Origin of the sequence: Comamonas suwonensis, from assembly GCF_012844455.2 — a bacterium.
GTDB lineage: Bacteria > Pseudomonadota > Gammaproteobacteria > Burkholderiales > Burkholderiaceae_C > Comamonas > Comamonas suwonensis.
In genome coordinates this window covers 122440-138322 of sequence record NZ_JABBCQ020000008.1, presented here as the reverse complement: position 1 = coordinate 138322, position 15883 = coordinate 122440, and the positions used below count along the sequence as shown (strand labels likewise).

11 protein-coding genes are annotated in these 15883 nt (G+C 60.6%); 4 read left to right on the top strand and 7 right to left on the bottom strand.

Annotation, left to right across the window (positions count from 1 at the left end):
* Position 1 precedes the first annotated feature (1 nt).
* From HF327_RS10920 to HF327_RS10910, 3 genes are read right to left on the bottom strand one after another with little or no spacing between them, the layout of a single operon-like run.
* A complete protein-coding gene (locus HF327_RS10920) occupies positions 2–367 on the bottom strand; it encodes a Rieske (2Fe-2S) protein (protein ID WP_169108331.1) in 366 nt (121 codons plus the stop codon).
* A 48-nt stretch (positions 368–415) separates the two neighbouring features.
* Positions 416–1111, bottom strand: coding sequence for an HAD family hydrolase (locus HF327_RS10915; protein ID WP_169108251.1), 696 nt, complete (start codon positions 1109–1111; stop codon positions 416–418).
* Between the two features lie 8 nt (positions 1112–1119).
* Positions 1120–2124, bottom strand: coding sequence for an RluA family pseudouridine synthase (locus HF327_RS10910; RefSeq protein ID WP_169108330.1), 1005 nt, complete (start codon positions 2122–2124; stop codon positions 1120–1122).
* A gap of 596 nt (positions 2125–2720) precedes the next feature.
* Here HF327_RS10910 and HF327_RS10905 point away from each other — a divergent pair.
* The 4 genes from HF327_RS10905 (at position 2721) to queF (ending at position 8580) form a co-directional block, all read left to right on the top strand.
* Positions 2721–5828: an Rne/Rng family ribonuclease gene (locus HF327_RS10905; protein WP_169108250.1), complete on the top strand. Its 3108-nt coding sequence runs from the start codon at positions 2721–2723 to the stop codon at positions 5826–5828.
* Positions 5829–5932: 104 nt separating this feature from the next.
* Positions 5933–6718, top strand: a complete 786-nt coding sequence (yaaA, locus tag HF327_RS10900) for a peroxide stress protein YaaA (protein WP_169108249.1) — start codon at positions 5933–5935, stop codon at positions 6716–6718.
* A gap of 42 nt (positions 6719–6760) precedes the next feature.
* Positions 6761–7660: a 2OG-Fe(II) oxygenase gene (locus tag HF327_RS10895; protein WP_169108248.1), complete on the top strand. Its 900-nt coding sequence runs from the start codon at positions 6761–6763 to the stop codon at positions 7658–7660.
* Between the two features lie 74 nt (positions 7661–7734).
* Entirely contained in the window at positions 7735–8580 is an 846-nt protein-coding gene (gene queF / locus HF327_RS10890) for an NADPH-dependent 7-cyano-7-deazaguanine reductase QueF (protein ID WP_169108247.1), read from the top strand.
* A gap of 106 nt (positions 8581–8686) precedes the next feature.
* Here the strand turns inward: queF and HF327_RS10885 are convergent, their stop codons facing one another.
* The 4 genes from HF327_RS10885 to HF327_RS10870 all read right to left on the bottom strand — a co-directional run bounded on the left by HF327_RS10885 (position 8687) and on the right by HF327_RS10870 (position 15780).
* Complete coding sequence (locus HF327_RS10885; RefSeq protein WP_169108246.1) at positions 8687–11026, bottom strand: hypothetical protein; 2340 nt, start codon at positions 11024–11026, stop codon at positions 8687–8689.
* Between the two features lie 84 nt (positions 11027–11110).
* Entirely contained in the window at positions 11111–12667 is a 1557-nt protein-coding gene (locus tag HF327_RS10880; protein ID WP_169108245.1) for a methyl-accepting chemotaxis protein, read from the bottom strand.
* Between the two features lie 134 nt (positions 12668–12801).
* Positions 12802–14019: a DNA polymerase IV gene (gene dinB, locus HF327_RS10875; protein ID WP_169108329.1), complete on the bottom strand. Its 1218-nt coding sequence runs from the start codon at positions 14017–14019 to the stop codon at positions 12802–12804.
* Between the two features lie 228 nt (positions 14020–14247).
* Positions 14248–15780: an amino acid permease gene (locus HF327_RS10870; protein WP_236024141.1), complete on the bottom strand. Its 1533-nt coding sequence runs from the start codon at positions 15778–15780 to the stop codon at positions 14248–14250.
* Between the last annotated feature and the right edge of the window lie 103 nt (positions 15781–15883).

Genomic DNA, 15883 nt, shown 5'->3' with positions numbered 1-15883 from the left:
CTCAAAACTTTAAAGGTTTTAGTTGTGGGGCAGTATGCCAGCGCACCATGCCGCCGCTTTCGCTCAAGGCAATTTTCACCAATCCCCCCCGGCAAGGCCCGCTTGAACAGGCCCCGCTGTCAGGTTCATAGGCCGCACCGTGGGTAGAACACAACAGCCAGCGACCCGAGTCATCGAAAAGCTGACCGTCCTGGTAGTCCATTTCCACAGGGATATGACTGCAGCGATTCAGGTATGCATGAACTTGCCCCTGATAGCGGATGGCGAAGGCACGGCTGCTCTGACCCGCATACAGCACATCAAAGCCAAAGGCCCGCCCACCATCGACGAGATCGGCGCTGGGGCACAGTTCCACGATCTCTGTCATGTCCATCGGCGTCATATCCATCCCCGTCATGCTCATCCTCCCGCCTGATCAGGCGCTGGCCAGCAGCCATTCACGCAGCTGCGCCGCCGAATCTGCCACAAACAGCGGGTTGAACTGGGCAAAGCTGTCTGGCGCATGGGCACCGTAGGACACACCTACACAGGGGCAACCGGCGTTCACCGCCATCTGCAAGTCGTGGGTGGTATCGCCAATCATCAGCGTGCGCTCCGGCTCCACACCAAACTCGGCCATCAGCTCATGGAGCATCAGCGGACTGGGCTTGCCGGCGGTTTCATCGGCCGTGCGCGAGCCATCAAACAAGCCTTTGAACTGCGGGTCTTGCAACGCATGATTCAAGCCCATGCGGCTTTTGCCTGTGGCCACGGTCAGCCAGTGGCCGCGCGCACGCAAATCAGCGAGCAGCGGCAAGATACCGTCAAACACACAGATATCGTCCTGGCGCTTGAAGAAGTGAAAACGATAGCGGTTGGCCAGCTCCTGATATTTTTCAGGTGGCACATCGGGGGCGGCTCTGGCCAGCGCTGGCATCAGCGCCATGCCGATCACATAGGCGGCCTGCTCATCGCTGGGCACGGTGCCGCCCACATCGCGCACCGCATCTTGAATGCTGCGACTGATGATGGCCGTGGAGTCAGCCACGGTACCATCCCAGTCAAATGCGAGCAAATCGAAGCGGCGTGGGCGCTGTTTGCTATAGTTTTCGCTATGATTTTCAGTAGTCATGCAGGCTTTTAGTTCACAAAATCCGCCAGCTCCGGCGGCAGCTCGGCACGCAGCTCCACTCGCTCACCGCTGGCGGGATGATTGAACTGTAGCCGCCAGGCGTGCAGAAACATGCGTTTAAGGCCCTGCTTTTGCACACGACGGTTGAGATCAAAATCGCCATATTTATCGTCACCCACAATCGGATGACCTTGCGACGAGAGGTGCACGCGAATCTGGTGAGTACGCCCTGTCTTGATGGTGACTTCCAGCAGGCTCATGGCGGGCAGGCCCTGCATGGGCCTGGCCTCCATCACCTTACGCACCTTGACCAAAGTGATGGAACGCATGCCCTCGGGGTCATCCACCGTCGTCACGCGCACGCGACGCTCGCCGTCCGCCTGCAAGTATTTGTGCAGCGGCTGGTCAATCACCTTTTTGTTGGCAGGCCATGCACCCTGCACCAGAGCCAGATAGGTCTTTCCCGTCTCACGCTCACGGAACTGGTCCTGCAGATGGATGAGCGCAGACCGCTTCTTGGCCACCAACAAAATGCCTGAGGTTTCGCGGTCGAGGCGGTGCACCAGCTCCAGAAACTTGGATTCGGGCCGCGCTTGACGCATTTGCTCGATGACACCAAAGCTCACGCCCGAGCCGCCGTGCACGGCCACGCCCGCAGGCTTGGACAGCGCAACCATGTATTCGTCTTCCAGCAGAGCGGGAAAATCCTTAGCAGGCGCTGGGCGCTCTGCTTTTTCGGCCACTTTTTCGGAAATCCGGACCGGAGGAAGTCGCACCATATCGCCCGTCTGAACACGGGTCTCAGCGCTCACGCGCCCTTTGTTGATGCGGACTTCGCCACTGCGAATGATCCGGTAGACATGGGTCTTGGGCACCCCCTTGAGGTGACGCATGAGAAAGTTATCAAGACGCTGTCCTGCGGAGTCTTCATCGACCTCCAGGAGGCGTACTGAAGCGGCGGTCGTATTCTGGGACCGGTCCTGCGCCGGTTTGCCCTCTATAATGTGTTTCACCTGTGCCGAGCTTACTTGTAAGTGGTTGATTCTCATGGAGTTTAGTCCATACAGCCATTCCCTACCGCACAGGCAGGTCGATGCCCGCCAGTTTTGCACACGCAAATTGCAGTCAAGAAGCGCTGCAGCAGTCTGTGAAAGCCTGGCAAAGGCTGACGAATTGAAACACTGATACGGAATCTCACCCCGGCAGTTGACTCAGGCAAAAGCAGCCTGCAACTACCGGTGATCACAACGAGCATGTGGATCTTCTGGACATTGCTGATCAACTTCTGGGGCAAGGCACAGCCGGCCCTTGAGGGATGCTGTGCCCTGAAGAAACCACCCACCTCCCTAGCACGCGCCTCGGCTTCTTTTACTCCTCGATTGCATGCGCGTCCGCTCCCGCTCGTCCCCCGGCCTGTACCTCCGCTGCTGACTTGAGATCAAGCCAGTAGCGCAGTCCTGTACCGCCCCAGATTCCTCATTCGTTTCAACGCGTTCGTCTGGCATCACGGCTCCTGTAGAGCCTGTCTTTGATTACCAGTCAAGGTACGTTGGTCCGTGGCAAAAGCCCATGACCAACGTGCCCAGAAAACGAATAAAGGAAACGCATCATGAAACGGATGCTGATTAACGCAACGCAGTCTGAAGAACGCCGTCTGGCCATTGTTGATGGTCAAAAACTGCTGGACTACGAAATCGAAATCGAAGGCCGCGAACAGCGCAAGGGCAACATCTACAAAGCCGTAGTGACCCGCGTTGAGCCATCTCTTGAAGCCTGCTTTGTGGATTACGGCGAAGACCGCCACGGCTTCCTGCCCTTCAAGGAAATCTCCAAGCAATTCTTTGCTGAAGGCGTCTCCCCCAGCCAGGCTCGCATCAACGATGTGATCCGCGAAGGCCAGGAACTGATCGTTCAGGTCGAAAAAGAAGAACGTGGTAACAAGGGCGCAGCCCTGACCACCTTCATCTCGCTGGCTGGCCGCTATGTGGTGCTGATGCCCAACAACCCCCGTGGTGGTGGTGTGTCGCGCCGCATCGAAGGCGAAGACCGCGCCGAACTCAAAGAAGCCATGGACCAGCTGGAATACCCCAAGGGTATGTCCATCATTGCGCGTACCGCCGGTATCGGCCGCACCGCACCTGAGTTGCAGTGGGACTTGAACTATCTGCTCAAGCTGTGGAACGCCATTGACGGTGCCGCCAAGGGTGCCAAGGGCGCTTTCCTGATCTATCAGGAATCCAGCCTGGTGATTCGCGCTATCCGCGACTATTTCAACAATGACATCGGCGACATCCTGATCGACACCGATGACATCTATGAGCAGGCCCAGCAGTTCATGGCCCATGTGATGCCTGAACATGCCGCCCGCGTAAAGCGCTACCGCGACGACGCCCCCCTGTTCTCGCGCTTCCAGATCGAGCACCAGATCGAGTCGGCTTACTCACGCACCGTGACCCTGCCATCGGGCGGTGCCATCGTGATCGACCACACCGAAGCACTGGTGTCGGTGGACGTGAACTCGGCCCGCGCCATCAAGGGCGGCGACATCGAAGAAACCGCCACCCGCACCAACCTGGAAGCCGCTGACGAAGTGGCCCGCCAGATGCGTCTGCGCGATCTGGGCGGCCTGATCGTCATCGACTTCATCGACATGGAAGAGTCGAAGAACCGCCGCGAAGTGGAAAACCGCCTGCGCGACGCGCTGCGTCAAGACCGCGCCCGCGTGCAGTTCGGCACCATCAGCAAGTTCGGTCTCATGGAAATGAGCCGCCAGCGCCTCAAGCCTGCCCTGTCTGAAGGCGCGCACATCAACTGCCCACGTTGCAGCGGCTCCGGCCATATCCGCGATACCGAATCGTCGGCACTGCAAATCCTGCGCATCATTCAAGAAGAGTCCATGAAGGACAACACGGCTGCCGTGCACTGCCAGGTGCCCGTGGAAGTGGCCTCCTTCCTGCTCAACGAAAAGCGCGCGGAAATCACCAAGATCGAGCTCAAGCAGCGCGTTAACGTGCTCATGGTGCCCAACAAGTCCATGGACACGCCGCACTACAAGCTCGAGCGCCTGAAGCACGACGACGCCCGCCTGGAAACCATGGAAGCCAGCTACAAACTGGCCGATGAGCCCGAAGATGTGACAACCGTCACACGCCGCTCGCAGGAACCCACCAACAAGCAGACTCCCGTCATCAAGGGTGTGTTGCCTGATGCGCCAGCGCCGATTGCCGAGCCCCGCGCTCCACGTCAGCCCCGTACAGGTGCAGCAGGTGCGCCAGCTGCAACGCCTACCCCGGCCGCGGCCCGCCCACCCGTGCGTGAGCAAGGCTTCTTCGCCTGGCTCAAGAACCTGCTCGGCTTTGGTGCCCCCGCTCCTGTGGCTGCCCCAGCCCCTGTCGCCGAGGCGCCCGCACCGGTGGTCCGCGAAGGCAACCGTGATGGCCGCCGAGGCGAAGGCCGTGGTGGCGACCGCAACCGCCGCAACGGTGGTGACCGCAACGAGCGCAATGAACGTGGCGGCGACCGCAACAATGGCGAACGCGCAGAGCGCGGTGGTGATCGCAACAACGCCCGTCGCAATGCCCCCGGCCGTGATGCTGAACAGCAGCAGCGCAACGAGCGCCCTGAGCAGCAACAGCAGCGTCAAGATCGCCCTGAGCGCGGCAACCGCCGCAATGGCGAGCGTGGTGAACGCAACGAACGCCGTGACGAGCGCCAGCCACAAGTGGCCGATGCAGCTCTGAACGCCAGCGAAGAGTTCAACACCCAGGCCGCACCCAAGGCCGAGCGCACCCGCCAGGAGCGTGGTGACCGTGCTGAGCGCGGCGAACGCGGTGAGCGTGGAGAAGGCCGCCGTGAGCGCCAGAACCGCAACCCCGAAGCACAGCCCGCCATGCAGCCTGTGCCCGATGAAGCAGCAATGACTTCTGAGCCCGTTACGCAAGCGGAAGGCATTGAAGCGCAAGGTCAGGACGGACAGGGTGATTCCACACGTGAGCCCCGTCAGCGCCGCTCGCGTGACCGCTATGGCCGCGACCGTCGCGACCGCGCGCCTCGTGAAACTCAAGCCGACGGTCAGACTGCGGAGATGTTTGCACCTTCCGACGTGCAAGCGCCTGTGACTGCTCCTGCTGCACCCGCAGTGGCAGACGCTGGCGAGCAGCCCGCACGCCGCAGCTACTTTGACACTGCTGCGGCTCAAACCCAGACAGAGCAAGCGCCTGCTGCTACACAAGTGCAAGCACCTGTGGCTGCAGCACCCGTTACAGCTCCAGCACCTGCACCGGCTATTGCACCCGTAGAAGCCGCCGTGGCTGCACCTGTTGCAGCTCCAGCACCTGTGGCTCAGGCTGTGGTTGCTGAAGTGGTGGCTTCACCTGTGGTGCAAGCGCCCGTCGCAGCACCTGTGCCCGCACCTGCGGTGGTGGCTGCTCCAGCCCCTGCGACAGCCAAGGCCGAGGCTTATGACCTGCCCATTCCCGCACTGCAAGCTCTGGCTGCAGCCTCCGGTCTGCAATGGATTAACTCCGACGCTGAGAAAATCGCTGCTGTGCAAGCCGCGATTGCTGCTGAGCCCAAGCCTGTGCGCGTTCCCCGCGAGCGCCCAGCGCCCGTGGTGCACGATGAAGGCCCGCTGATTCTGGTTGAAACCCGCAAGGATCTGAGCCTGATGCAGCTGCCATTTGAAAAGGAAGAACAGGCTGCCGGCCACAACGCCTAAGCAGACTGCCTTCCGGCATCACAGGGCCAAGGGCACTGTCCACTCCGGTGGATGGGCCCCTGGCCCTTTTTCATTGATCGTCTTCTGATTTTTAGTGTCAAGCCATGCTGTTTCTGATCTCTCCGGCCAAATCACTGGACTACGAAAGCCCTGTCCCCGCCGACCTGCCGCACACGCTGCCGGTCTTCAAAAAGCAGCCGCTTGAACTGATTGACGTGCTTCGCGAAAAATCGCCCCAGCAGCTCTCACAACTGATGAGCATCAGCGACAAGCTGGCCTTACTCAATGTGGGTCGCTACGAGGCCTTCAGCCCCAAATTCACGCCCAAAAACTCTCGCCAGGCGGTGCTGGCCTTCAATGGCGATGTGTATGAGGGGCTGGATGCCGCCAGCCTCAAACCCAAGGAACTGGACTGGGCCCAGGACCATGTGGTGATTCTCAGCGGTCTTTATGGCGCGCTGCGCCCACTGGACCTGCTACAGCCCTATCGCCTTGAAATGGGCACCAGGCTTGAAAACGCCAAGGGCAGCAATCTCTATCAATTCTGGGGTACGCAGATTTCGGACTACCTGAACGAGCGCTGCGGCGAGCAACCCGAAGCCGAGCGCATCGTGATCAACCTCGCATCACAGGAATACTTCAAATCAGTCGATCTGAAAGCACTCAAAGCCCCTGTGGTGGAGTGCGCGTTCGAGGACTTCAAGGGCGGTAAGTACAAAATCATCAGCTTCCACGCCAAGCGTGCACGCGGCCTGATGGTCCGCTGGGCTGTTCAGCACAAGGCAAAAAAGATCTCTGACCTGCGCAAATTCGATCTGGACGGCTATGCACTGGCCGAACAGGCCAGCACGCCCCATAAGCTGGTGTTCCGCCGAAAGCGCGAAGACTGACGCTGATTGAAATTGAGCGCAGTGCGCACTAGCATAGTCACCATGAGCACATCCACCCCAGATCAGTTCGCCACCCCGCCCGGCTTGACCCCTGAGTTGATGCAATGGGTGCGCACGCAAAGCGCAGCCGGTGTGCCGCTGCCATCGCTGCTTCACTCCATGCGCACGGCAGGCTGGGCCGAGCATCTGGCCCGCCGCGCCCTGGCTTTGCCTGAGGCAGGTCACCTGCCCCACCCTTTCGACGCAGTCAAACCGCAGAGCGATGGTCAGCAGTCCGCGCTTGATAGGCATCTGCCCGATCCCGATCTGCAAACCGACCCGTGCTGCATTGATGCGGGCGACCGTCAGGTTCATGTGCTCATGAGCATGCGCCACCCGCGCGTGGTGGTATTCGGCAATCTGCTTTCCGATGAGGAGTGCGAGGCCATCATTGCCGCTGCCAGCCCCCGCATGCAGCGATCACTGACGGTGGACAACCAGAGCGGCGGCGAAGCCGTCAATGACGACCGGACCAGCAATGGCATGTTCTTCCAGCGCGGCGAGCTCGATCTCATCAGCCGCATCGAAGCACGTATTGCTCGTCTGCTGGGCTGGCCCACTGAAAATGGCGAAGGTCTGCAGGTGCTGCACTACCGTCCCGGTGCCGAATACAAGCCGCATTACGACTACTTTGCCCCCAACGAACCCGGCACGCCCACCATCCTCAAACGTGGCGGCCAGCGCGTGGGCACTCTGGTCATGTATTTGAACGAGCCTGCACGCGGCGGCGGCACCACCTTCCCTGACGTGGGTTTGCAGATCGTGCCCCGCCGAGGCAATGCCGTATTCTTCAGCTACGACAGGCCCGACCCGGCCACCAAAACCCTACACGGCGGCGCGCCCGTACTGGAGGGAGAGAAGTGGATTGCCACCAAATGGCTGCGAGAACGCGAGTTCAAGTAAGAATCGGCCAAACCCCTTACGAATAAATCGCCAGCAGCTATTGTTTTTGCTGCTGGCAAATCTGTTTTTCCATCATGCAAACACCTGAACAATCGCAGCTGGGCAAAAGCTCGGCCTATGTGGACCAGTACGACGCGTCCCTGCTCTTTCCCCTGCCCCGCCTGACCAAGCGCGAAGAAATCGGCGCGGGCAGCAACCCGCCCTTTTTTGGTGCCGACCTCTGGACCGCTTTCGAGCTGTCCTGGCTCAACCTGCGCGGCAAGCCCCAGGTGGCGCTGATGCACTTCACCATTCCCTGCGAGACGCCGAACCTGATCGAGAGCAAGTCTTTCAAGCTCTATCTCAACAGCTTCAACAACACCCGCTTTGCCGATGCCAGCGAAGTGCTGGCCCTGCTGCGCACCGACCTGGCAGAGGCGGCCTGGCGCGGCAGCGAAAGCAAGGGCAGCGTAGGCGTACGCCTGCTGGAGGCAGAGCAATTCGAGGCCCAGAAAGTGCATGAGCTGGACGGCCTGCTGCTGGACCGCCTTGATGTGGAATGCACACAGTACACGCCCGCTCCCGAGCTGCTGACCGCCAAACAGGACGAGCCACCCGTGACCGAGTCCCTGGTCAGCCACCTGCTCAAGAGCAACTGCCTGGTGACCGGCCAGCCCGACTGGGGCAGCGTGCAGATTCAGTACAGCGGCGGACAAATCGACCAGGAAGGCCTGCTGCAGTATCTGGTGAGCTTTCGCAACCACAACGAATTCCATGAGCAATGCGTGGAGCGCATCTTCATGGACATCTGGGCCCGCTGCAAACCCATCAAACTCTCGGTCTATGCCCGCTACACCCGCCGCGGCGGTCTGGACATCAACCCCTTCCGCACCAGCCACCCCGGTGCGCTGCCCGCCAACGTGCGTACCGCACGCCAGTAAGCGTCAATACAGGGGCAAGCTAACGCAAGTGGGCAGGGAGCAAGAGGCCGCATCGCGGCAATGCTGCCGTCCCTTGAGGGAAGGTGCAAAGCGCCTCAGGGGGGCGTCAGTTTCTCCAGGGACAATCATCCTGCCCAAGCAAAGTCTCCGCATAGCGCAGATCCTGCTTGCGCAGCCACAGCCCGCCCGCACCTTGGCGCAACGGCTCCACATCAGACCGGTTCCACATCGATAGCGTCACCAGTTGCGGCGCAATCACTGCTCGCTTTTCTCCATCGTCTTCTTCAGGTGCCAGATCAGCCCAGTGCAGGCCCTGTGTGTCCCAACCCTTGAGCTGGGGCATATTGACCGCCAGCTCCAGCGTGCGCACTTCTTTTTCAACCGGGTTAAGCCAGTGCAGCTTCCACTGATCCGGCTTGCCATAGCGGCGCTCCCCATACTCCAAGACAGCCCAGCCTTCCCCAGCGGGGTGCGGGCAAGCGCCAGGCCCGGTACCGCATAGCGCAAGACCGCTCTGCGTCATGCTCACGCCTTCGATGCGGCATTCCTCCTCACTCCAGTAACTGTTGATGCGCTCGTTCTGCCCGCCCCACCACCACAGGGCATCGCCACGCACGGCATCGCGCCAGACATAGTCGCCGTCGGCGCAAGGGTGCTGAATTTGCTTTGCCTCACGCCAGCGTGGCAGCAGACGCCAGTGGCCTTGGGCATCCGGGGCCATTTCACGGCGCTGGTAAAGCGCACGCCAGTCCGGGCGCGAAAGATGGCTGGACGAAACCGAATGCATATTCCAGCGCCAGCTGCCCGTGCTGGGATTCCAGTCCTTTTCGTCCAGGCAGGCTGTCAGCGCAATCATCTCCACGCGCATTGCCATGCTGCCATCCAGCGCAGGCAACGGACACAGGCGCATCACCGGCCAAGGCAAATCCACCGTCTGCAGGCGTTCACCGTCCCAGATTTGAATCTGCCCCGCGCCGCCACGCTCCGGCGCGCGCCCAAAAGGCATGAGCACAGCCCAGCGGCCCTTGACGATCACATGCTCCAGCGCCCAGCTACCGCTCAGGTGCTTGTCGCCCCATTGCAGATTCCAGGCCGATGTCTCACCCTGCTCATCCCTGGCTTCCTTGCTCAGCGTCCAGATCAACGGCTTGCCCATAACCGGCTCGCTCTGCGCACGCCAAACATCGGACTGAGCCGGGTCCCGCAGCCAGCAGAAGGTGGTGACGGGTTGAGCCCTGAGCTGCACTTGCCCGTCTGCCGCATGCCCCGCACAGGTTTCAGTGCGGCTGGTCACGCAGCTGAGGCTTGTACCCTCATGCAGCCGCTCAAGATCAGCGGTATCGACCTGCACGCGCTGCAGCAACACCGCACCACTCCATTGCAGCGGTGCACGCGAGTCCACTTCATCGGGCCAGAAATGCTCTACGGCCCAGGACTTGCGATCGGCAGGCAGGGGCTGCGGCCATTGCTGCCAGTTCTGCTCTGCCGTCCAGACCAGCAGCCGACGCAGATAACCGTCCTCCCCTTGATCAGGGATGGCATACAAGGCCAGACCCTGCCCATCATCACGCCAGACCATGGCGGGATCCTGATCCAGCAGCCAGCCCGTGGGCTTGCCATTCATGCTCAGCGCCCAGCTGGCCTGTCGCAGGGGTTGCAGCGGGTCAGTCAATCTGCGCAGCGATGCTGGCCAGTGGCGCTCCACCGTCAACTCGGGCGCGGCCACATTGGGGGCCGGCGTTTTCCCATCTTCTCGCAGTACTGGCGGCGCCACAGGCAAGTGCGGCTGCAGGTCGCCCGCTTCTGCAGGCACGCATTCCAGCGGCACCCAGATATCGCGCAGAGCCACCAGCGGCTGGGCCGTGGCATCCACATGCTCAGCCAGCCAGGCTTCAAAACTGGCATCGGACATGACCACATGCGCATCGTCTGCAATGCCGCTTTCATTCAAGGTCTCGCCACTCCAGCGCGGTACGCGCCAGTGCACGGCGTCCAGCACTTCAGCGTCGCTCTTTGAAATCAGCCAGCTGCGGCGTGATTTGCGGTCCACCAGATGTGCGGTTTCGCTGTCGTAAAAGCCCGTGCGCAGCCAGCGCCCGTCGTACGAGGTGTGCAGATCACCCTCCCAGACATGGGGCAGGTAAACACCGTCAGCACACATCACATCGCCAAAGATCGGCCCGCCCATGCCGCGCTCGCCTTGCATGCGAAAGCTCACATCCTTATTGACCTCTGGCGTTTTATCTGCTTGCGCTGGCAGCTCTTTATTTGATAGTGATGCCTGCGGCTGCGCCTGCGAATTGACCGCAGCCACCGGTTTTTCAGCTGCTGATACAGGCTTTGAAAACGACGAAGGTCTGGAGTCATCGCGCAAACGCGAGAGCAACCAGACCAGTAAACACAGGGCCAGCGCCGCAACGGCAATCAAGATCAGCACAACACTCATGTCGCAATCCTACCGAAAGCAGGCACAAAAAAGGCAGCATCTGCAGCTGCCTTTGGGATTTAAAGAGGCAGGGAATCTACGACTTCAAAGATGGAACACATCTACCGAACGCTCCAGCGTTCTGGCACTCTGGCGCAGCGATTGAGCGGAACTGGTGGACTGCTCCACCAGCGCGGCGTTCTGCTGCGTCACGGAGTCAAGCTGGGCAACGGCCTCGTTGACCTGAGAGATGCCAATCGACTGCTCGCGGGTGGCAATGCTGATCTGATGCACCAGTGAGCCCACCTTGTCCACGGCCTGCACCATGCCATCAATCGTCTGACCTGCAGAGCGCATGCGGGCGTTGCCATCGTTGATGCCATCCACCGTGCGGTTGATGAGCACGCTGATTTCCTTGGCCGCCTCGGCACTGCGCTGGGCCAGCGCCCGCACTTCGCCCGCCACCACGGCAAAACCACGACCTTGTTCACCCGCACGCGCGGCTTCCACGGCCGCGTTCAGCGCCAGCAGATTGGTCTGAAAGGCAATACTTTCAATCACGCCAATGATCTCGCTCATGCGGGTCGATGAGCCACGAATACGCTCCATGGCCTGCCCCACCTCGCTGATGGCCGCGCCGCTGCGGCTGGCAACTTTGCTGCTTTCATCGCTGGCACCCGCCATGTACTGTGCGGTGTCTGCCGTCTGCGAAACCGTGCCAGAGATCTCCTCCATCGATGCTGCTGTCTGCTGCAGGTTGCTGGCCTGCGACTCGGTGCGACCCGCAAGATCAAGGCTGCTCTGGGCAATTTCATGGGCAGTCTGAGCAAAGCCCTGCACCTCGGTTCGCACATCACCCACCACGGCACGCAAATTGATCTGAATTTGCTGCAACCTCAGCATCAACGCGCCCATGGCACCGTTGTAGCTCTGATTGGACTCGGTGCTCAGATTGCAAGCCGCCACATCGGCCGCAAAGCGGCTGGCTTCTTCAAGCCCGGCCACGCAGCGGCGATGAAAGCGCCACAGCACAAACACGCTGCCCGCCACCAGACTGGCTGCGCGCCAGCCCCAGGCGGCCGCGCCCTGCCAGCCCAGCATGTCGGGCAGCAAAACCAGCAGCGCCAGCACCGCCAGCAACCACGCCATGCGTGCAACCAGGCCCACATCCTTGCGGCTATCCCAGAGGCCCATCAGACCAAGGCGGCGTACCTCACCGGCACGCAGGCGAAAGCTGGACTGACCTGACTTTTCTTCCGTGCGCATGCGTGCGTACAGGACTTCGGCCTCGGCCACTTCCTTGGCTGAAGGCTTGGTGCGCACCGACAGATAGCCACGCGGCTTTCCACCTTCCATGATGGGCGTGACATTGGCACGCACCCAGTAATGGTCGCCATTTTTGCGGCGGTTCTTGACCAGCGCCGTCCACGGGTAACCATGGGCAATGGTGCGCCACATGTCCTTGAAGGCTGCGGCGGGCATGTCAGGATGGCGAATCAGGTTATGCGGCTGACCAATCAACTCCTCATAGGTAAAGCCGCTGACCCGCACGAACGCCGGGTTGCAATGCGTGATCTCGCCCTTGGTGTTGGTGCTGGAGACCAGCAGCTCATCGCCGGGAAAGTTGTAGTTTTGTTGGGATACCGGCAGGTTCATGCGCATGGCTTGCACTCCTCGAAAGAGCCTGTTTTTTAATGAGAGAGTGAGCGATCAGGCATTCCGGCGATGCTGGTTAACCAGATACACAAATTCACACTTCAGATCATCGCACAGCAAAGATGCTGGAGTAACGACTCTCAGAACAGAGATGCTGTGTAGGGGTCCAGGTTCTTGATGGAAGTCAAAACCTGCGGCCTCAGCAATGACTCCCGCGCCACAGGGTCGTCAGCACTGGCCTGCCAGGCCTGCGCTGAAATCAGGCCCGAGACCTTGACCCCCAACAGCCGCATGCGCTTGCCCAGTGGCACTCGCTTCAGGCATTGTCCTGCGGCCTGGCGAATGGCCGCAGCATCTTGCACCGGCAGGGCCAGAGTCTGATCGCGCGTCGCAATCTTGAAGTCGTCATAGCGCAGCTTGATGCCCACGGTGCGGCCCACATAGCCTTTGCGCTGCAAGTCCTCCGCCACCCGCTCACACAGGTCAGTGAAGATGGCCCCCAGTTCAGCCCTGTCGTGTACGGCATGCAAGTCGCGCTCAAACGTGGTTTCGCGGCTCATGGACACCGGCTCACTCTCGGTCACCACCGCCCGCTCATCGCGGCCCCATGCGGATTCATGCAGCCAGTGCCCATAGGACTTGCCAAACCATTGCAGCAGCTGCGGCAAGCTTTTGGCGGCCAGATCGCCAATGGTTTCTATGCCCAGTTTTTTGAGCTTTTCATCGGCCTTGGGTCCTATGCCGTTGACCTTACGGCAAGCCAGCGGCCAGATCAGGGTTTGCAAATCTTCAACCTGAACAATGGAGATGCCGTTGGGCTTGTTGAACTCGCTGGCCATCTTGGCCAGCAGCTTGTTGGGCGCCACGCCCACCGAGCAGGTCAGACCCGTGGCTTCAAAAATGGTTTTCTGAAGCAAGCGCGCCAGCACGCGGCCGCCTTCGCGCTGGCCGCCTGCAACGTCGCTGAAGTCTATATAGACCTCGTCCACGCCCCGGTTCTCCATGACCGGGGCAATGGAGAGGATCACCTCTTTGAAAGCTCTGGAAAAGCGCCGGTATTCGGCAAAGTCCACCGGCAGCAAAACCGCCTGCGGGCACAGCTTGGCTGCCTTCATCAAGCCCATGGCCGAGCCCACACCGAATTGCCGCGCCGCATAGGTGGCCGTGGTGATGACGCCGCGCCCCGTGTAATCCTTGAGCAGGGGAAAATCCGCCACCGGAATCTGGCACAGCGGCAAATGCGCATACCGCGCCAGCAGCTCGTCATCCGGCGCACGGCGTCCGCCGCCAATCACCACGGGCAGGCCCTTGAGCTGGGGATAACGCAGCAGCTCCACAGATGCGTAGAACGCATCCATGTCCAGATGGGCAATGCGCCTGGGAAAATCGGAGGAAGGGGCGAAAGAATCACTCACGCTGCCGATTTTGCCTGCGCTGGCAAGAATCAGCAGCCATGCTTAAAACAGACATGCTCCAAGCAAGTAACAGCAAGCAAGGGCCGCCCCTTACGCTCCGCTGTTGTCCCCTCCCGCGAAGCGAGAGAGGGGGCGCCCGGCCAGGGGAAGGCGCAAAGCGCCTCAGGGGAGTTACTTCCCTGCCGCTTCCCGCTTGATTTCGTCCAGCTCATCAAAACGCATGTCGGCATAGCTGACCCAGGTCTTGCGCTTGACCAGCCAGTAGCCCAGCCAGAACACCAGGAACAGCGGAATGCCCAGATAGGTCGAGACCACGCCACCCCAGTCAATACGGTCTTCCAGAAAGGCTTGATAGTTCTGGCCCAGCGTCACCACCAGACACAGCACAAACGCAAAGATCGGGCCGAAGGGGAAGGCTCCGGCCTTATAGGGCAGCAGGCTCACATCGTGGCCATGCATCACATAACCACGGCGAAAACGATAGTGGCTGACGGCAATGCCCAGCCAGACGATGAACTCCGTCATGCCCGCCAGATTCAGCAACCAGATATAGACGGCCTGCGGGCTGTACAGCGATGAGAACAGGCACAGGCTGGCAATCAGCGTGCTGCCGATCAGCGCATACAGCGGCACGCCGTTCTTGGTCAATTGAGAGAATATGCGCGGCGCATTGCCCTCGGTCGCCATATTGAAGAGCATGCGCGTGGCCGCATACATGCCGGAGTTACCGGCGGACAGCACCGAGGTCAGAATCACCGCATTCATCACCGTGGCCGCCGACAGCAGACCGGCGTGCTGGAACACCAGCGTGAACGGGCTCACCGCAATGTCGGCCACATCGGTGCGCAGCAGTTGCGGGTCGGTATAGGGAATCAGAAAACCGATGACGATGATGGCCAGTACATAGAACAGCAGAATGCGCCAGAACACCTGGCGAATGGCCCGTGGCACGTTCTCGCGCGGGTTCTCGGATTCGCCAGCCGCCACACCGACCAGCTCGGTGCCCTGGAAAGAATAGGCCACGATCATGGCCACGCCCACAAAGGTGGCGAAGTTGCCCACAAACGGCGCATCGCCTGTGGTCCAGTTCTCGAAGCCGGGCGCATGGCCGTTGCTGATGATGCCAAACAGAATCAGCACGCCGGTGATCAGAAAGGCCACCACAGCCACCACTTTGATCAGCGCAAACCAGTATTCGGCCTCGGCAAAACCTCGGGCAGAAAAAGCATTCAGGCCCACCATCAGCAGCAGAAATATTCCGCTCCAGATGATGCCCGGCACATCGGGCAGCCAATAAGCCATCACCAGCTGTGAGGCCACCAGATCGACCGCCACCACCACGGCCCAGCTGAACCAGAAGTTCCAGCCCAACGCAAAGCCAAAGCCGCGGTCCACATAGCGCGAGGCATAAGTCGAGAAAGAACCTGCCACCGGCATGAACGCTGCCAGCTCGCCCAGGCTGGTCATGATGTAGTACACCATGATGCCGATGAGCAGATAAGTCAGCACTGCGCCGCCTGGGCCGACCTGCGAAATAGCCGAGCCAGAGGCCACGAAAAGACCCGTGCCGATGGCTCCGCCAATGGCAATCATGCTCAGGTGGCGCTGCTTGAGCACCCGGTGCAACTGGGGTTTCGCGTTGCCACTGCTGCCAGTCGCCAGCGTGGCCTGCGCGGGTTGCTGGCTTGAGTTGGGTTGGGACATAAATGTCTTGTTGTATTGGTTTGCGCCCATCTGCACAAAACACCCAACCATCCCGCAGGCGTTGCAGCAAGCAACGCAAAAAAGCGACCAATGCGATCGCAGA